The organism is Inhella inkyongensis (assembly GCF_005952805.1).
In the GTDB taxonomy this organism is placed as follows: Bacteria; Pseudomonadota; Gammaproteobacteria; order Burkholderiales; family Burkholderiaceae_C; genus Inhella; species Inhella inkyongensis.
The window spans coordinates 2,860,416-2,878,507 of the sequence record NZ_CP040709.1 but is presented as its reverse complement, the minus strand read 5'-3'; the positions used below and the strand labels follow the sequence as shown (position 1 = coordinate 2,878,507).

Below are 18,092 nucleotides of genomic sequence, written 5' to 3'. Positions count from 1 at the left end.
GCGAGGCAACGCGAAAACTCAGAAATGGCATTGAAGGGCGGGAGGCCGGTTCACGAATGGGAACGGGAATTATAGGAAGCGATGTCGAGGCACTCTCGGACGACTCGGACGAGGTGCTGGGTGAGGGGGCTGGCCCCCAGGATTGGAGCGGCCGGGTGCCGGTCGACGCGATGGGTCTGCGTCTGGACCAATGGCTGGTCAGCCTCTACCCAGGCTATTCACGCTCGCATGCTCAGCAGCTGATTGAGGCGGGGGCGGTGCGACTGGAGGGGGTGGTCTGCAGTTCGGCCTCGCGGCGCTTGCGGCCTGGGCAACTGGCGGAGGTGAGCTGGCGCCTGCCGCAGCATGCAGTGCCTTTTGAGCCTGAGGCTTTGCCCATTGACCGTGTGTTTGAGGACGATACCTTGCTGGTGATGAACAAGCCGGCGGGTTGGGTGGTGCACCCCGCCGCGGGAAACTGGTCGGGTACGGTGCTGAATGCCTTATTGGCTCACCATGCCGGGGCAGCGCAATTGCCCAGGGCGGGCATCGTGCATCGATTGGACAAGGACACCACTGGGCTGATGGTAGTGGCCAAGAGCTTGGCGGCCTATCACGATCTGGTGGCGCAGTTGGCCGCGCGCACTGTCAAGCGGGAATATCTGGCGCTGTGCCATGGCCGGGTTGAGGCGGCTTTCAGTGTCGACGCGCCGATTGGACGCGACACACGCGTGCGCACCCGCATGGCTGTGAGTAGTCAGGGCAAGGAGGCTCGCACGGATTTCGATCCGCTGCGGGTTGGCGCGGCACAGAGCCTCTTGCATTGCCAGTTGCACAGTGGCCGCACGCATCAGATTCGGGTGCATGCGGCGCATCGCGGGCATCCGTTGGTGGGTGATGTGCTGTACGGCGGGCGGGCGCAAGGAGGGTTGTCCCGGCAGGGCTTGCATGCGGCGCGCTTGAGTCTGTGCCACCCGCAGACGGGAGTGCACATGAGCTGGATCGCGCCGCCGCCCTTGGATCTGCAGCAGGCGGCGCTGGAGCTTCTGGGGGCGCCGATCGAGCCGCTTGCGCCAAGGCACTAGAATGCGCGGCCGCAGCGATGACCGAGCGTCCCGAGCTGGGTCGGATCGAGCGGTATGAGGCCAATGGGCGCAGATGATTTTCCTGCTGCCCTCGAGGTGGCGCGCGTGAGGCCGCCGCCGGAGCGGGGGCAAGGCCCCCTGAGTTAGGCGAGGGTGACGACCCTCAGCACCCTGGAAGGAAGGCATGCAGGCGTGTGAAGCGAAATCCATCCTGGAGGCGGCGCTCTTGTGCGCGGCTCAGGCGATGACGCTCAAAGACATGCAGCAGTTGTTGGGTGGCGAAATGCAGCGCGAGTCGTTGCTGGCTTTGCTGCGCGAACTGCAGCAGGACTGGGCGGATCGTGGCTTGGAGCTGCGGGAGTTGGCGCAGGGGTGGCGTTTCCAGACGCGCCTGGCGCTGCGCCCGCACCTGGAGCGACTGCACCCCGAACGGCCGCAACGCTACTCGCGGGCGGCAATGGAAACCTTGGCGGTCATTGCCTACAGGCAGCCGGTGACGCGAGGCGATATTGAGGACATTCGCGGTGTGGTGGTGAGCGCGCAAATCATGCGCCAACTCGAGGACCGCGGCTGGGTCGAGTCCATCGGCCATCGTGAAGCGCCGGGCCGCCCGGCCCTGTTTGCCACGACGCGTCAGTTTCTGGCTGATCTGGGGCTGCGCGGCCTGGATGAGTTGCCGGCCCTGGAAGGATTTGCCCTGCCCGAATTGGCCCCCGAGCAGGTGAGTTTGTTGGCCGAAGCCGAGGCAGTCGCCGCGGCGGATGGCATGAGCCCGATCAACCCGCCGACTGAGTCGGCTGCCCCTCAAGGGGCCGCGCAGGAGCAAACCGCTGAGCCGGACTCCGCCGAGCCCTTGAATCCGCAAGACCTGGAAGTGAAAACACCATGAGCGACGAGCAGAACCCCGCGCCCGCCGAAGAATCGCCCGTCAAGCCGCGTCGCCGCAGCCCACGCGCCAAGGCGCCGGCTGTCGCGGACGTGAGCAGCGTGCCCGAAGTCTCGGCATCGCAGCAGGAGCCGTCGGCGACTGAGGGTCCCGCCGAGGTGGCCGAGGTTGCTGAGGTGCGTAAGCCCGCGCGGCGACGCAAGCCTGCGGCTGCACCCGTGATGGAGGAGGCGTCGGCGGTTCAAGAAGCCCTGCCGGCGACCGAGGCTCCGAAGGCGATTCAAGAACCGGTGGAGGCGGCCGAGGCTTCGCCCGCAGGGGCTCGTGAGGATGCGGGCCCCAGTCTGGTGTTGCAGGCCGACCAAGCCGCAGCCGCACTGGAGGCGCGCCTGGCCGAGTTGTTCGCCGAAGGCGATTCGGCACCGACCGAAGTGGGTGAGCCCGTCCAGGCCGCGGCCGAGCCCGACAAGCGGGTGCTGGCGGCTGAAGCCGACGCGCCCAAGCTGCAAAAGGTGCTGGCCCAATCGGGCATTGGCTCGCGGCGCGATATCGAGGCTTGGATTGCCGAAGGCAAGATTGAGGTCAATGGTGAGCCGGCCCATATCGGCCAGCGCGTGTCCTGGGGTGACCGCGTGGCGGTCAATGGCAAGCCGGTCAAGATTCGCATCGCGCCGCCGCTGCCACGCATGCTGGCCTATCACAAGCCGGTGGGCGAGATCGTCACCTTCAACGACCCCGAGGGTCGTCCTACGGTGTTCCGCACGCTGCCCAAGCTCCAGATGGGGAAGTGGCTGTCGGTGGGTCGTCTGGACATCAACACCGAAGGCCTGCTGCTGTTCACCAACTCGGGTGATTTGGCCAACCAGTTGATGCATCCGCGTTTCGGTGTTGAGCGTGAGTACGCAGTGCGGGTGCTGGGCCAGCTGGACGATGAGTCCAAAGCCAAGCTCCTGTCGGGTGTGGAGGTTGATGGCCAGACGGCGGCTTTCAAGAGCATCGAGAGCGTGGGCGGCGAGGGGGTGAATCGCTGGTACCGCGTCGTCATCACCGAGGGTCGCAACCGCGAAGTGCGCAAGCTTTTCGATACGGTGGGGTTGACCGTCAGCCGCCTGATCCGTGTGCGCTATGCCAATGTGGTGCTGCCGCATGGCCTCAAGCGCGGCGTGTGGGTGGAGCTCAACGGTTTTGACGTCAAGACCATTCGCCGTCTGGCCCAGCCGGGGCAGGGTGAAGGGCGGGGTGATCGCGGTGATCGAGGCGATCGTGAAGGTCGTGGCGACGGGCGTAACGACGGCCGTGGCGCCAAGGGCGCGCGGCCGGAACGCGGCTCGAACGAGGCGCGACGCGAGCGTGGGCCGCGCCCCGAGGGGCGGGATGGACGCCCAGAGCGCCAGGATCGCCCGGACCGCTTCGAGCGCCCGGAGCGTCCTCAGCGTCAGCCGGGCGAGGCGCGGCCTCGCTTGGACGATGACGACGATTTCATCCCGCACAACGTCAACCCGCTGGAGCAGACCTTTGACCGTCGCTTTGCCAAGAGCAAGCGTGGCTTCCCGCAGGGCTTTGGTCATGGTGGCAGCGCGCCGGATCGCGACGCACCGCGCGGCGGCCGTGGCGGTGGTCCGCGCGAGCCGGATCCGATGCAGACCTCGGTTGGCTATATCGGTGCCGACAGCTTCCACCGCCGTAGCGGCGGGGGCGGCGGCGGTGGACACAAGGGCGGCGGTAAGCGCCGCCGTTGATGCGGTCTAGAGCCGTCGCATCACCGGATTGACACCCGCCTGCGCCTACAATCGCGGGCTTTGCCGTCTAGCCAGTACTAGGAGAAACCCATGGCCATCGAACGTACCCTGTCCATCATCAAGCCCGACGCCGTTGCCAAGAACGTGGTTGGTCAAATCCTGGCCCGCTTCGAAGGCGCTGGCCTGAAGATCGCCGCCGCCAAGCTGGTGCAGTTGTCGCGCGCTGAAGCCGAAGCCTTCTACGGCGTCCACAAGGCCCGTCCTTTCTTCAATGACCTGGTGAACTTCATGGTTTCCGGCCCGGTCATGATCCAAGTGCTGGAAGGCGAGAACGCCATCCTGAAGAACCGTGAACTGATGGGCGCCACCGACCCCAAGAAGGCCGAGAAGGGCACCATCCGCGCCGACTTCGCCGACAGCATCGACGCCAACGCCGTGCACGGTTCGGACGCCGCCGAGACGGCCGCTCAAGAAGTGGCCTTCTTCTTCCCCGGCATGCAGGTGTACAGCCGCTGAAGCGATGACGGCAACCAATCTGCTCGGGCTTGACCTGGAGGGCTTGGTTGCCTTTTGCGAGGGGCTGGGCGAAAAGCGCTTCCGCGCTGTCCAGCTCTTTCGTTGGATTCATCAGCGTGGAGTCGCCGACTTCGCGCAGATGAGTGACCTGGCCAAGTCCCTGCGCGACAAGCTCGCCGGGGTGGCCGAGGTCACCGCCCTGAAGGTGCTGAGCGAGCAGCGCTCGGCCGACGGCACCATCAAGTGGCTTTTTGATGTGGGCAACGGCGATGCCGTGGAGTCCGTCTACATCCCCGAGGACGACCGCGCCACCCTGTGCATTTCCTCCCAGGCTGGTTGTGCCGTAGGTTGCCGCTTTTGCTCCACCGGGCATCAGGGCTTCAGTCGCAATCTGAGCACGGCGGAAATCGTGGCCCAGCTTTGGTTCGTTGAGCACACGCTGCGAGCCGAGGGCAAGAGCCGTGAGAGCAGTGGCCGTGTGATCAGCAACATCGTCATGATGGGCATGGGCGAGCCGCTGCAGAACTACGGCGCCTTGGTGCCGGCCCTGCGCATCTTCCTGGACGACCATGGCTATGGCCTGTCGCGCCGTCGGGTGACGGTCTCGACTTCGGGCGTGGTGCCCATGATCGACCGCCTGCGCGAGGACTGCCCGGCTGCGCTGGCCGTGTCTCTGCACGCCCCCGATGACGCGCTGCGCGACCAACTGGTGCCGCTCAACAAGAAGTACCCGATCGCCGAGTTGCTGGAATCGTGCCGGCGCTATCTGGAGCGGGCGCCGCGCGACTTCATCACCTTTGAATACTGCATGCTGGATGGCGTCAATGACGCTCCCGAGCAAGCGGCCCAACTGGTCAAGCTGCTAAAGGGCACGCCGACGCCGGGCCGCCCCAAGTCGGCGAGCTCCCCCTTGGGGGGGCGGGCGCCGGCTAGCGACCTTGGGGGCTCAGGCATCCCTTGCAAGCTCAATCTCATCCCCTTCAACCCCTTCCCGCAGTCGGGCCTCAAGAAGAGTCCGCGTGAGCGGGTGATGGCCTTTGCCGAGGTGTTGATCCAGGCCGGCATCGTCACCACGGTGCGCAAGACGCGCGGTGATGACATCGATGCCGCCTGCGGCCAATTGGCCGGTGAAGTGCAAGATCGCACCCGGGCCGAGCAGCGCATGACGCGTGCGCCCGTGGTGGTCCATCGTCGCGTTCGCGCCCCCGAGTGAGGCGCGTTTTTTCATCCTTTTCGGGTTGATTGCCATGAAGCGTGGGTTTGTCCTTGCCGGTTTGATCCTGTTGCTCTCGGCCTGTGCCCAGCAGGGCGCCCGCCCTGCGGACCCGCGCACCGACCTGGATGCCAACGAGGCCGAGCGGCGCTCGGCCATGCGCATTGAGCTGGCCGGTGGCTACCTGGCCCGCGGGCAGTACAACATTGCGCTCGACGAGGTGAAGCAGGCCCTGCAGTTGAAGCCGGACAGCCGCGAAGGCTTGAACTTGCGGGCGCTGATCCTGGCCGGCATGGGCGAGCATGCCGCGGCCGAAGAGGGTTTCCGCCGCACGCTCGCGCTCTACCCTAATGACGCCGACACCCTGCACAACCTGGGTTGGTATCACTGCCAGCTCAAGCAGTGGGGGCCGGCCAGCGCCCGGTTTGATGAGGCGCTGGCGCAAACCAACTATCGGGCGCCAGCTCGCACCTGGTTGGCCAAGGGTGTTTGCGAGCAACGCGCCGAGCGCCTGGAGCAGGCCGAGCGCAGCCTGATGCGTGCGTTTGAGCTGGACCCCGGCAACCCCGTTGTCAGCCAAAGTCTGGCCGATGTGCTGTTGCAGGCACGCCAGTACGACCGTGCGCGCTTCTATGTGGCGCGCGTCAACGGCAAGGATGAACTGCGCAGCCCGCAGAGCCTGTGGCTGGCCACCCGCATCGAACATCGCTTGGCCAATCGCCTGGGTGTCACGGAGTGGGGGCAGCGTCTGCTGCGTGAGTTCCCGCAGTCGGCCGAGGCCGAGGCTTACCGAGGTGGTCGATTCGAATGAGCGAGGCGGACGTCGAAGCGCCGAAGCCAGAGCGCGGCCCTGGCGCGCAGCTGCGGGCTGTGCGCGAGGCCAAGGGCATTGCTCTGGACGCCTTGGCCACTCAGCTGAAAGTAGCACCCCAGCGCTTGCGTGCGCTGGAGGATGAGGCCTGGGACCAATTGCCCGATCGAACCTATGCCCGGGCTTTGGCCACGGCGGTGTGCCGCGCCCTGGGCGCGGACTCCCGCGCCTTCTTGGCGGCCATGCCCGGGGCTGCGCCGGTGGCCCTTGAGCGTGTTTCTGAGGGCTTGAATCAACCCATCCAGACGCCGGGGTGGTCGGCTAACGGAACGCGTGGGGCGCTTGGTCTGGTGCTGCTGGCTGGACTGCTGCTTGGACTGTGGTGGCTTGGCGCCGGGGACGATTTGCGCGCCCGCTGGCTGGGTGCCGATGTCCCGGACGCACAGGAGGGTGTGGCCGCCGAAGTCGTTGGCGCGCTGCCCGAGGCACCCGCCTCGGCTGCGGCTGTCGCTGCGGCCCCTGTGGCGAGTGCTGCCTTGCAGGTCAGCCCACCCCCGGTCTCCGTGCCAACGCCGCCAGTCCAGGTCCTCGCCGCTTCGGCATCCGAGCCCGCTCCGATCGAAGCCCCGAACCCAGCGCCTGCTGCGGAGGCGGCGTCATTGCGCCTGGCCCTGAGCGTTCGCCACGACAGTTGGGTTCAGGCCCATGATGGCCAAGGCCAGCCTCTGTTGTCGCGTCTGGTGCGCGCGGGCGAGCAGCTGGATGTGCCTGTTGCCCGACCGCCGGTGCGCCTGGTGATCGGCAATGCGCCAGGTGTTGACTTGGTGTGGCGCGGCCAGAGCCAGGATCTGTCGGCCTTCCAAAGCCTGCGTGTGGCGCGGCTCACCCTTGAATGATTTCCAGCCATGAATGACTTGAATGCCCTGAAGCCGGTGCTGCCGGGCCAAATCCCGCCGCGCCGCAGCCTGCAAGCCCGTGTGGCTTGGGGTGGACAGGTCCTCACCCTGGGTGGGGACGCGCCCGTGCGCATCCAGTCCATGACCAATACCGACACGGTGGACGTCATTGGCACGGCCATCCAGGTCAAGGAGTTGGCCATCGCCGGTTCCGAGCTGGTGCGCATCACGGTCAACACGCCCGAGGCAGCAGCGGCCGTGCCGCACATTCGTGAGCAACTGGACCGCATGGGCATTGCTGTGCCGCTGGTGGGCGATTTCCACTACAACGGCCACCGCCTCCTGAGCGAGTTTCCGGCCTGTGCGGAGGCGCTCAGCAAATACCGCATCAACCCGGGCAATGTGGGCAAGGGCGACAAGAAGGATCGCCAGTTCGCGCAGATGATCGAGGCCGCTTTGCGCCACGATCGGCCGGTGCGCATCGGTGTGAACTGGGGCAGCCTGGATCAGGAACTGCTGGCTGGCCTGATGGACGAGAACGCCCAGCGCGCCCAGCCCTGGGACGCCAAGAGCGTGATGTACCAGGCCTTGATCGATTCGGCCCTGGGTTCGGCGGCTTACGCGGTCGAGTTGGGCATGGACCCTGCTCAGGTCATCATCAGCTGCAAGGTCAGCGGGGTGCAGGACCTGATCACCGTGTACCGCGAGCTCAACCGCCGCACGAACCACCCGCTGCATCTGGGCCTGACCGAGGCGGGCATGGCCACCAAGGGCACGGTGGCTTCCAGCACCGCGCTGGCCATCCTGCTGCAAGAGGGCATCGGCGACACCATTCGTGTCAGCCTCACCCCTCAGCCGGGCGAGGCGCGCACGCAAGAGGTGGTGGTGGCCTCCGAGATCCTGCAGTCCCTGAGCCTGCGCACCTTCAACCCCAGCGTCACCGCCTGCCCGGGCTGCGGCCGCACCACCAGCACCACCTTTCAGGAGCTGGCCAAGCAGATTGATGACTTCCTGCGCGAGCAGATGCCGGTCTGGCGCAAGCGCTATCCCGGTGTCGAGAACCTCAAGGTCGCCGTGATGGGCTGCATCGTCAATGGCCCGGGCGAGAGCAAGCACGCTGATATCGGTATCAGCCTGCCGGGCACCGGCGAAGCGCCGGCTGCTCCCGTCTTCATCGACGGTGAAAAGGCCCTGACCCTGCGCGGCGACAACATTGCCAGCGAATTCCACGCCCTCGTCGAGACTTATATCGAGAAGCGCTTCGGCGCTGCCGCCTGACCCATGACGGAACCCAAGAAGATCCCGCAGAAGTTGCAAATGCTCCAAGCGGTCAAGGGCATGAACGACATCCTGCCGCCCGAGTCGGCGCGCTGGGAGTGGTTAGAGGCCAAGATGCGCTCGGTGTTGCAGCGCTATGGCTACCAGAATGTGCGCACGCCGATCGTCGAGCCCACAGCCCTGTTCGTGCGCGGCATCGGCGAGGTCACCGACATCGTCGAGAAGGAGATGTACGCCTTCGAGGACCGCGCCGACAAGCATGGCCAGGCCGAGCATCTGGCCCTGCGCCCCGAAATGACGGCAGGCGTGGTCCGCGCCATGATCGAGCACAGCTATCTGCGTGACTCGGGCCGCCGGCTCTACTACTTCGGCCCGATGTTCCGGCGCGAGAAGCCGCAGAAGGGCCGCTACCGTCAGTTCCACCAGATGGGTGTCGAGGCGCTGGGCTTTGCCGGCCCGGATGTGGACGCCGAGGTCATCCTGATGGGCAGCCGCCTGCTGCGCGAACTGGGCCTAGGGCCTGAGCATGTGCGCCTGGAACTGAACTGTCTGGGCGCCCCGGCGGAGCGCCGCGCGCACCGTGAGGCCTTGGTGGCGCACCTTGAGGCGCACAAGGCGCTGCTGGACGAGGACAGCCAGCGCCGCATGTACAGCAACCCGCTGCGCGTGCTGGACACCAAGAACCCGGCCCTGCAGGACATGGCCAATGCTGCGCCCAAGCTACTGGACTTCCTGGGTGAGGAGTCCCTGGCGCATTTCAATGGCGTGCGTGCCATCCTGGATGCGGCTGGCATTGCCTACACCCTGAACCCGCGCCTGGTGCGCGGCCTGGACTACTACAACCTGACCGTCTTCGAGTGGGTGACCGACAAACTCGGCTCCCAGGGCACGGTCTGCGGTGGCGGACGCTATGACGGCCTGATTGAGCAGCTGGGCGGCAAGCCCACCCCGGCAGTGGGCTTTGGCATGGGCCTGGAGCGCATGCTGCTGTTGCTGGAGGAAGTGGGGGTTGCCCCCGAGGCGCCGACGCCGCAGGCCTATGCGGTGGTGCCCTCCAGCGAGGGTTTGCCGCAGGTGATGGTGGCGCTGGAGCAGTTGCGGGCAGCGGGTGTGTCCGTGGTGCTGCACCCTGGCCAGAGCAGCATGAAATCGCAATTCAAAAAGGCCGATGCCAGCGGTGCCCGCTATGCCCTGGTGTTTGGCGCCGACGAGTTGGCGCGTGGCGAGGTGGCTATCAAGCCCCTGCGTGACGCCGCCGCGCTTCAAGTTTCCCGACCGCTGGCAGCGGTGGCCGACTGGGCCGCCGAGTTGCTCCGCGCATAATCCCGCCGCTCTTTCGCTGAGACTGACCATGGCCACGCTCGACCTTCAAGAACAAGAACAACTGGACAACCTCAAGGCCTTCTGGGCCCGCTGGGGCAATCTCATCACCACCTTGCTGACCCTGGCCTTGTTGGCTTTTGCCGGCTTCAATGGCTGGAACTGGTGGCAGCGCGAGCAGGGCTTGAAGGCCAGCGTGCTCTATGACGAAGTGGAGCGCGCTGCCCAGGCCAAGGACCTCGACAAGGCCCAGCGCATGTGGCTGCAGATGAAGGAGCAGAGCGCGCGCATGACCTACACCGCGCAGGCCGCTCTGCTGCTGGCCGATGCGCAGCAGGCCGGTGGCAAGGCCGAGGCCGCCCTGGCGCCCCTCCAGTGGGCGGCCGAGCACGGTAACCCCCCCGCCTTGCGCGATCTGGCGCAACTGCGTTTGGCTAGCTTGCACCTGGACGCCAAGCGCTACAAAGAGGCCGAGGCTGCCTTGGCCAAGGTGGAGTCGCCGGCCTTTGCGGCCCTCGTCGCCGACCGCCGTGGTGATCTGGCTCAAGTGCAGGGCCAGCTGGATCCCGCGCGCGAGCAGTACAAGACGGCCTATCTGGCCATGGCGGCCGAGCAGCCTTATCGCCAATTGATTGCCGCCAAGCTGACCGCGCTGGCGGTCGATGTTGACAGCCTCAAGGCCAAGGATTCCAAGTGATGCATCGTGCCCTGAAGGCCCTTGCGCTGACCTCGCTGGCGGCGTTGCTAGGCGGCTGCTCGCTGTTCGGCTCGGATGCGCCCAAGCCCAAGGAGTTGGCGCCGATCGAGGCGAGCTTGAGCGGTCAGGTGGTGTGGAGCCAGAGCAGCGGGGATGTCGACTTCCCCTTGCAGGTCGCCACCCTGGCAGACCGTTTCGTGGTGGCCAGTTCCGCGGGTCGAATCCAGGCCTTGCGCGTCGAAGACGGTGCTGAGCTTTGGCAGGGCGAGGTGGGAGCCAAGCTGAGCGCCGGTGTGGGCAGCGATGGTCGCTTTGCGGCGGTTGTGACCCGGGATCAGGAATTGGTGGTGCTGGACGCCGGCCGTGAAGTCTGGCGCAAGCGCCTGGGCGCACCGGTCTATACCGCGCCTCTGGTGGCGGGCGAGCGCGTCTTCGTGCTGGGCGTGGACCGTGCGGTGCATGCCTTCGATGTGCTGGATGGCCGCCGTCTGTGGGAGCTGCGCCGCCCGGGTGATGCCCTGCTGCTGGCCCAGCCCGGCGGGCTCATCGCCTACAAGGACACCTTGGTGGTGGGGCAGGGCGCCCGCCTCGCCGGTGTGGACCCTTTGCGCGGCGTGCTACGCTGGGAAGTCAATGTGGCCAATCCGCGCGGCACCAACGAGGTGGAGCGCCTGGGCGACCTGGTGGCCCCCCTGGCCCGCGTGGGTGACCAGATTTGCGCGCGCGCCTTCCAGGCGGCCGTGGGCTGTGTCAACGCGCAGCGCGGCAGCCTGGTGTGGAGCCGACCCTCGGGCGGCGCCAAGGGCGTGGGTGCTGATGCTGAAGTGGCGGTGGGCTTCGATGCCAGCGATCGCCTGACCGCCTGGCGCTTGAGCAATGGTGAAACCCTGTGGGCCAACGAGGAGTACCAACATCGCAAGTTGAGCGGCGCCTTGGTGCTGGGCCAGCAAGTGGTGCTGGGAGATTTCGAAGGCCAGGTGCATGTGCTGGCACGCGACACGGGCAAGGCCCTGCTGCGTCTGCCCACCGGGGGCAGCCCCATCGTGGCCGGCCCGGTGCGCGCGGGCAACACGGTGCTGGTCGTGGCCAAGAACGGTGGCGTCCACGCGCTGCGTCTGAATTGAGCGAGACCCCATGAAACCCGTCATTGCCTTGGTCGGGCGCCCCAACGTCGGCAAGTCCACGCTGTTCAATCGCTGCACCAAGAGCCGCGATGCCATCGTGGCGGACTACGCCGGCCTGACCCGCGACCGCCACTACGGCGATGGCCGCCTGGGCAAGCGCGAGTTCATCGTCATCGACACCGGGGGTTTTGAGCCCACGGCCGAGACCGGCATCATTAAAGAGATGGCGAAGCAGACGCGCCAGGCCGTGGCCGAAGCGGACGCCGTGATCTTCGTGGTGGATGTGCGTGCCGGTTTGTCGGCCCAGGACCACGACATTGCGCGCTACCTGCGCACCAGTGGCAAAAAGGTGCTGCTGGCCGTGAACAAGGCCGAGGGCATGCGCGAGTCGCCGCTGCTGGCCGAGTTCTACGAGCTGGGCATCGGCGAGCCCATCCCCATCTCCTCGGCCCACGGCCAGGGCATCCGCAGCCTGCTGGAGTTGGCCCTCGAAGGCTTCGAGGAAGACGACGAGGACGAGGCCCAGGACGAGGCCGACCGTCCCATCCGTCTGGCCGTGGCGGGCCGCCCCAATGTGGGCAAGAGCACCCTCATCAATGCGTGGTTGGGTGAGGAACGCCTGGTGGCCTTTGACATGCCGGGCACCACGCGTGACGCCATCAGCGTGCCCTTTGAGCGCGATGGTCGCAAGTTCGAGCTGATCGACACGGCCGGCCTGCGCCGCAAGGGCAAGGTGTTCGAGGCCATCGAGAAGTTCTCGGTCGTCAAGACCCTGCAGGCGATTGCAGACGCCAATGTGGTGCTGCTGCTGATCGACGCCACGCAGGGGGTGTCGGACCAGGACGCGCACATCGCCGGCTACATCCTGGAGAGCGGTCGAGCGGTGGTGATTGCCATCAACAAATGGGACGCCATCGACAGCTATCAACGCCAGATGCTGGAGCGCTCCATCGAGGCGCGTCTGTCCTTCCTGAAGTTCGCGCCGCTGGTCCATATTTCGGCGCTCAAGCGTCAGGGTTTGGGCCCGCTGTGGAAGGCACTGGCCGATGCCCATGCGTCGGCCTTCAAGAAGCTGACCACCCCGGTGCTCACGCGCCTGATCCATGAAGCGGTGGAGCACCAGACGCCCAAGCGAGTGGGCGCCTTCCGGCCCAAGTTGCGTTATGCACACCAGGGTGGCATGAACCCGCCCATCGTTGTCATTCACGGCAACTCGCTCGACCACGTGAGTGATGTCTACAAGCGCTATCTGGAGGGCCGCATCCGCGCCCACTATGGCCTGACCGGCACGCCCATGCGCATTGAAATGCGCTCCAGCGACAACCCTTTCGACAAGGAATAGGCCCTGTCGAAGGGCAGGGTGGGGCGCCTGTGATAAGGTGCGCCGCCACTGCCCATTCCAACCAACACGGAGCATATCGTGAGCAACAAAGGCCAACTGCTGCAGGACCCCTTCCTGAACCTGCTGCGCAAAGAGCACGTGCCGGTGTCCATTTACCTGGTCAACGGCATCAAGCTGCAAGGCCAGATCGAGTCCTTCGATCAGTACGTGGTGCTGCTGCGCAATACGGTGACCCAGATGGTCTACAAGCACGCCATCTCCACGGTGGTGCCGGGCCGCGCCGTGAACTTCCAATCCGGCGACGCAGCCTGAGCCGCGCGCCCCAGCCCCGTGTGGCCCTGCCGGCCGCACCCGCATTGATTTGAACCCCACTTCAAACACCGACCCGGCCCGAGTGGTGCTGGTCGGTGTGGATTTCGGCCGAGACCCCGACTTCGACGACAGCCTGGACGAACTGGCGCTGCTGGCCGCTACGGCCGGTGATGTGGCCGTGGCCAGAGTGATCGCCCGCCGCAAGGCCCCCGATGCCGCGCTGTTCGTGGGCAGTGGCAAGGCCGAGGAGCTCAAGGCCCTGGTGCTCGGCGAGCAGGCCGAAGCCGTGCTTTTTGACCAGGCCCTGTCGCCCATTCAGCAGCGCAATCTGGAGCAATTCCTTGGCGTGCCGGTTTCCGACCGCACCGCGCTGATCCTGGAAATTTTTGCCCAGCGCGCTCGCAGCCACGAGGGCAAGCTGCAGGTCGAGCTGGCCCAACTGCAGTACTTGGCCACCCGTTTGGTCAGGCGCTGGTCGCACCTGGAGCGCCAGCGCGGCGGCATCGGCACGCGCGGCGGCCCGGGTGAGCGGCAGATGGAGTTGGACCGCCGGATGATTGACGAGCGCATCAAGCAGCTCAAGATCCGTCTGCACAAGGTCGAGCGCCAACGCAATACGCAGCGCAAGGCTCGCGCGCGCGGCGGCCAGTTGCGTGTTTCCCTGGTTGGCTACACCAATGCCGGCAAGTCCACGCTCTTCAATGCGCTGACCAAGGCCGGCAGCTACGCCGCCGATCAGCTCTTCGCAACGCTCGATACCACCACCCGCGCGCTCTATCTGGGCGATGGCAACAGCGGTGCTCTGTTGTCCGACACCGTGGGCTTTATTCGCGATTTGCCGCACAAGCTGGTTGAGGCTTTCAAGGCTACCTTGCAAGAGGCGGCCGATGCCCATGTGCTGCTGCATGTGATCGATTGCGCCTCGCCCAAGCTGTTGGAGCAGTGGCAGGAGGTTGAGCGCGTGTTGGCGGAAATCGACTGTGCCGACACGCCGCAAATCGTGGTGTTCAACAAGCTGGATCGCCTGGCGGAGATCGAGCGGCCGCGCAGCTTGGTGGACGCCGTGCAGCGCCCGGATGGCCGGCGTGTGCTGCGGGTATTCGTGAGCGCCTACAGTGGCGAGGGTCTGCCGGAGCTGCGCGCAGCCCTGGCGCGCGCTGCGGTGGGTGAGGATCTTTTGGCGGGCTTGTCGGTTGATGCTTTGCCCCCACCTATGGAACTCCTGCTGACGCAGGTTCCGCCCTTCAATGATTGAACCGGTGATCGAATGAACGACCGCCCCATCCCTGGCCACACCCATGCCCATGCCGCTGGCAGCGGCCCTCTGAACCGCCTGACCCAGCGCTTGCGGGCCCTGATGGCCCAGCAGGACGGCCCTCCAGACTTGGATGAGTTGTGGCGCGACTTCAAGCGCCGCCTGGGCGGCTTGATGCCGGGGGGGCCGTCGGGAGGAAGTGGCCATCGTCCCGAGGCACCACCGCCGGATGCCAAGTCGGCCGGCATCGGCCTGGGCCTGATTGCTGGCGTGCTGGCGCTGGGCTGGGCCGGCAGCGGCTTTTTCATCGTGCAGGAAGGTCAGCAGGCCGTCATTACATCGTTCGGCAAGTTCGACAAGACGGTCGAGGCGGGCTTCCAGTGGCGTCTGCCCTATCCCTTCCAGGCGCACGAGATTTTGAATGTGACCCAACTGCGTTCGGTTGAAGTCGGTCGCAACACGGTGGCAGCCTCAACGGGCTTGCGCGAGTCGTCCATGCTGACGCAGGACGAAAACATCGTCGACATCCGCTTCACGGTGCAATATCGGCTCAAGGATGCGCGCGAGTTCTTGTTTGAGAACCGCTCGCCCGACGAGGCGGTGCAACTGGCGGCCGAGTCGGCCGTGCGCGAGATCGTCGGCCGCAGCAATATGGACTCGGTGCTGTATGAACAGCGCGATGCCATCGCTACCGATCTGGCCAAGTCGGTACAGGCTCAGTTGGACCGGCTGAAGGCCGGCATCCAGGTGGTCAGCGTGAACATGGGCAGCGTCCAGGCGCCGGAACAGGTGCAGGCCGCGTTTGACGATGCCTTCAAAGCAGGCGCGGATCGCGAACGTCTGAAGAACGAGGGTCAAGCCCACGCCAACAGCGTGATTCCGACCGCCAAGGGCCAGGCAGCGCGCCTGATGCAGGAGGCCGAGGCCTACAAGGCCCGCGTGGTGGCGATGGCCGAGGGTGATGCACAGCGCTTCCGCTCGGTGCTGGCCGAGTATCAGAAGGCCCCCGCGGTGACGCGAGATCGGCTCTACATCGACACGATGGCGCAGGTCTATGCCAATGTCTCCAAGGTGATGGTGGAGACCAAGAGTGGCTCCAATCTCTTGTACTTGCCCCTGGACAAGCTGATGGCTGGCAATGCGGCGGCCCAGGTGCCTGCTCCGGCGCCAGCGCAAATGCCCGCCACCGTGGTGGAAGGGCCTTCGTCAGGCGGTACGCCGGACCTGCGCTCGCGTGAGGGCATGCGCACCCGCGAGCGCGAGAGCCGCTGAGCCCATCGAGGACACCCAACATGAATCGAATCCTTCCCTTCATTTTTGGCGGCCTGCTGGCTTTGATGCTGGCCAGTTCGACCTTGTTCATCGTGGATCAGCGGCAGTTCGCCGTGGTCTATGCGTTGGGCGAAATCAAAGAGGTGGTGACCGAGCCTGGGCTGAAATTCAAGCTGCCCCCGCCGTTCCAGAACGTGGTCTATATGGATCGCCGTGTGCAGACGCTGGACAGCCCCGTCTTCCCGCCGGTGTTCACGGCCGAGAAAAAGAGCCTGGTGATTGACTGGATGGTGAAGTGGCGCGTCAGTGATGCCCGCCAGTTCATTCGCAACAGCGGGGCCAGCCTGCAGCAGTTGGAGAACCGCCTCGCCCCCATCGTCCAGGCGGCGCTCAACGAAGAGGTGACCCGTCGCACCGTGAGGGATGTGCTCTCTACCGAGCGCGAAGGCGTGATGCGCGATATCGCCAAGCGTTTGGAGGCGGATATCAAGCCCTTCGGCATCGAAGTGCTGGACGTGCGCATCAAGCGCGTGGACTTTGCCGCGGGCATCACCGAATCGGTCTACCGGCGCATGGAGTCCGAGCGCAAGCGCGTGGCCAATGAGTTGCGCGCCACGGGCGGCGCCGAAGCCGAGCAGATTCGTGCCGATGCCGACCGCCAGCGCGAGATCATCCTGGCCGAGGCCTATCGCGATGCCCAGCGTCTGAAGGGCGAGGGCGATGCCAAGGCGTCTGCCCTGTATGCCGAGGCCTTCGGTCGAGACCCGCAGTTCGCGCAGTTCTACCGCCAACTGGAGGCCTATCGCAAGAGCTTCCAGACCAAGAGTGATGTGATGGTTCTGGACCCGAATTCCGAGTTCTTCAAGGCCATGCGCGGCGACGCCGCAGGCAAGCGCTGAGCCATGGAAGGGCTTGGCCTGGCCCTGGCCTTGATGCTGGTGGTGGAGGGTTTGATGCCCTTGCTCGGGCCCGGCCAGTGGCGCGCCATGTTCAGCCGATTGCTCCAACTCAGCGATGGGCAGTTGCGCTTCATTGGCCTGATGAGCGTGGTGGTAGGTTTGGGTTTGATGTTGTTGATGCGCTGAAACCGGCCGGGGAGGCTAGGGGAGACCCTGAACGGCCCCGGTAGAATGCCCGTTTTAACCCCCCGGCATTTTCTGCATGAGTTCAGCGTGGCTGCTGCCTGAGCACCTGGCCGATGTCTTGCCTGCGCAGGCCCGCCGCATTGAAGAAATGCGTCGGTGTCTTCTTGATTTGGCGCGCAGCTACGGCTGCGAGCTGGTCCAACCCCCGCTGTTGGAGCACCTGGAGTCGCTTCTGAGCGGTCAGGCTCGCTCACAGGATCTGCGCACCTTCAAGTTGGTCGATCAATTGTCTGGGCGCTCACTGGGTGTGCGCGCCGACATGACGCCGCAGGTGGCCCGTATCGACGCCCATTTGCTCAATCGGCGTGGCGTGACGCGGCTGTGCTACTGCGGTCCGGTGGTGCACACCCGCCCGGCCAGCGTGTTGAGTTCCCGCGAGCCCTTGCAGTTTGGCGTGGAGATCTACGGCCATGCCGGGCTTGAGGCCGATCTGGAGGTGATCGATCTGGCCCTGGATGCCTTGGTGGCGGCCGGATTGCCCTTGCCCCTGCTTGATTTCAGTGATGCGCGGCCGTTGGCGGCGCTGTTGGTGGGTGCGTCACTGTCGGACTGTCAGGCCGTTCGCGCCGCACTGCAGGTGCGCGATGCCCAGCAGCTGGCGCAGGCCACTGCCATGCTGCCACTTGCGGTTCAACAAGGCCTACAGGCTTTGCTTGACCTGGAGGGGGGTGTTGAAGTGCTGGCCCAGGCGGCGGCGGTCTTGCCGAACAGCGATGCGCTCAGTCAGGCCTTGAGGGATCTGGGCTGGCTAGTCGAGCACCTGCGCAAGAGCCACCCCAGTTTGCAGATTGGCATTGATCTGGCGGGTGTGGGCGCCAATGAGTACTACACGGGCGTTTGCTTCAGCGCCTATGGATCGGGTCAGTGCGAGGTATTGCTGCGAGGCGGCCGCTATGACGAAGTGGGTGCAGCCTTCGGGCGGCGACGCCCGGCGGTCGGTTTCAGTCTGGACTTGAAGGCCTTGGTGGAGGGCCTGACGCCCTCAACGCTGCGGGCGGCGGTGCGTGCGCCTTGGGGCGATGATGCGAGCTTGCGCCAAGCGGTGCGCGAGCTGCGCCAGCAGGGTGAGACCGTGGTCTGTGTGTTGCCTGGCCATGAGGACGAGGGTGAGGAATACGCCTGCGATCGCGAGCTCGTCGGGCAAGACGGTCAGTGGATGGTGCGGCCGCTCTGAGCGGCATGAATGAAAGCTTGCGGGCATCTGGGCCTGCACCGGTAAACC

General features: G+C 65.7%; 18 protein-coding genes. All 18 read left to right on the top strand.

The features are described from left to right. Positions 1–56: 56 nt before the first annotated feature. The 18 genes from FF090_RS13630 (at position 57) to FF090_RS13545 (ending at position 18,044) form a co-directional block, all read left to right on the top strand. Positions 57–1,064, top strand: coding sequence for an RluA family pseudouridine synthase (locus tag FF090_RS13630; protein ID WP_138857239.1), 1,008 nt, complete (start codon positions 57–59; stop codon positions 1,062–1,064). Between the two features lie 184 nt (positions 1,065–1,248). Then, positions 1,249–1,953: an SMC-Scp complex subunit ScpB gene (gene scpB, locus FF090_RS13625; RefSeq protein ID WP_138857238.1), complete on the top strand. Its 705-nt coding sequence runs from the start codon at positions 1,249–1,251 to the stop codon at positions 1,951–1,953. After that, positions 1,950–3,689 carry a pseudouridine synthase gene (locus FF090_RS13620; RefSeq protein ID WP_138857237.1) on the top strand — a complete coding sequence of 580 codons (1,740 nt, stop codon included), beginning with the start codon at positions 1,950–1,952 and terminating at the stop codon, positions 3,687–3,689. Before scpB ends, FF090_RS13620 begins: the two co-directional genes overlap by 4 nt. Before the next feature lie 90 nt (positions 3,690–3,779). Continuing rightward, positions 3,780–4,205 (top strand): nucleoside-diphosphate kinase, encoded by a 426-nt coding sequence (gene ndk, locus FF090_RS13615; protein WP_138857236.1) that lies wholly within the window; start codon positions 3,780–3,782, stop codon positions 4,203–4,205. Positions 4,206–4,209: 4 nt separating this feature from the next. After that, positions 4,210–5,418 carry a dual-specificity RNA methyltransferase RlmN gene (gene rlmN, locus FF090_RS13610; protein WP_138857235.1) on the top strand — a complete coding sequence of 403 codons (1,209 nt, stop codon included), beginning with the start codon at positions 4,210–4,212 and terminating at the stop codon, positions 5,416–5,418. 34 nt (positions 5,419–5,452) lie between these two features. Continuing rightward, positions 5,453–6,229, top strand: coding sequence for a type IV pilus biogenesis/stability protein PilW (gene pilW / locus FF090_RS13605; RefSeq protein WP_138857234.1), 777 nt, complete (start codon positions 5,453–5,455; stop codon positions 6,227–6,229). Then, positions 6,226–7,125 carry a helix-turn-helix domain-containing protein gene (locus FF090_RS13600; RefSeq protein WP_138857233.1) on the top strand — a complete coding sequence of 300 codons (900 nt, stop codon included), beginning with the start codon at positions 6,226–6,228 and terminating at the stop codon, positions 7,123–7,125. The genes pilW and FF090_RS13600 overlap by 4 nt, the downstream gene beginning before the upstream one ends. A gap of 9 nt (positions 7,126–7,134) precedes the next feature. Continuing rightward, positions 7,135–8,403 carry a flavodoxin-dependent (E)-4-hydroxy-3-methylbut-2-enyl-diphosphate synthase gene (ispG, locus tag FF090_RS13595; RefSeq protein WP_138857232.1) on the top strand — a complete coding sequence of 423 codons (1,269 nt, stop codon included), beginning with the start codon at positions 7,135–7,137 and terminating at the stop codon, positions 8,401–8,403. Positions 8,404–8,406: 3 nt separating this feature from the next. Then, the gene (gene hisS / locus FF090_RS13590; RefSeq protein WP_138857231.1) at positions 8,407–9,726 is read left to right on the top strand and encodes a histidine--tRNA ligase; all 1,320 of its coding nucleotides are present in this window, start codon (positions 8,407–8,409) and stop codon (positions 9,724–9,726) included. Between the two features lie 28 nt (positions 9,727–9,754). Then, positions 9,755–10,420: a YfgM family protein gene (locus FF090_RS13585; protein WP_138857230.1), complete on the top strand. Its 666-nt coding sequence runs from the start codon at positions 9,755–9,757 to the stop codon at positions 10,418–10,420. Then, positions 10,420–11,544, top strand: coding sequence for an outer membrane protein assembly factor BamB (gene bamB / locus FF090_RS13580; RefSeq protein ID WP_138857229.1), 1,125 nt, complete (start codon positions 10,420–10,422; stop codon positions 11,542–11,544). The genes FF090_RS13585 and bamB overlap by 1 nt, the downstream gene beginning before the upstream one ends. Before the next feature lie 10 nt (positions 11,545–11,554). Then, the gene (der, locus tag FF090_RS13575; protein ID WP_138857228.1) at positions 11,555–12,886 is read left to right on the top strand and encodes a ribosome biogenesis GTPase Der; all 1,332 of its coding nucleotides are present in this window, start codon (positions 11,555–11,557) and stop codon (positions 12,884–12,886) included. 78 nt (positions 12,887–12,964) lie between these two features. Beyond that, complete coding sequence (gene hfq, locus FF090_RS13570; RefSeq protein ID WP_246071423.1) at positions 12,965–13,198, top strand: RNA chaperone Hfq; 234 nt, start codon at positions 12,965–12,967, stop codon at positions 13,196–13,198. A 49-nt stretch (positions 13,199–13,247) separates the two neighbouring features. Further along, entirely contained in the window at positions 13,248–14,453 is a 1,206-nt protein-coding gene (gene hflX / locus FF090_RS13565; RefSeq protein ID WP_221304903.1) for a GTPase HflX, read from the top strand. A gap of 102 nt (positions 14,454–14,555) precedes the next feature. After that, positions 14,556–15,725: an FtsH protease activity modulator HflK gene (hflK, locus tag FF090_RS13560; RefSeq protein ID WP_246071577.1), complete on the top strand. Its 1,170-nt coding sequence runs from the start codon at positions 14,556–14,558 to the stop codon at positions 15,723–15,725. A 20-nt stretch (positions 15,726–15,745) separates the two neighbouring features. Beyond that, the gene (gene hflC, locus FF090_RS13555) at positions 15,746–16,624 is read left to right on the top strand and encodes a protease modulator HflC (protein ID WP_138857224.1); all 879 of its coding nucleotides are present in this window, start codon (positions 15,746–15,748) and stop codon (positions 16,622–16,624) included. Positions 16,625–16,627: 3 nt separating this feature from the next. After that, positions 16,628–16,810: a DUF2065 domain-containing protein gene (locus FF090_RS13550; RefSeq protein WP_138857223.1), complete on the top strand. Its 183-nt coding sequence runs from the start codon at positions 16,628–16,630 to the stop codon at positions 16,808–16,810. 76 nt (positions 16,811–16,886) lie between these two features. Further along, on the top strand, positions 16,887–18,044 hold the full coding sequence (locus FF090_RS13545) for an ATP phosphoribosyltransferase regulatory subunit (protein ID WP_138857222.1): 1,158 nt from the start codon (positions 16,887–16,889) through the stop codon (positions 18,042–18,044). The last annotated feature ends 48 nt before the right edge of the window (positions 18,045–18,092 follow it).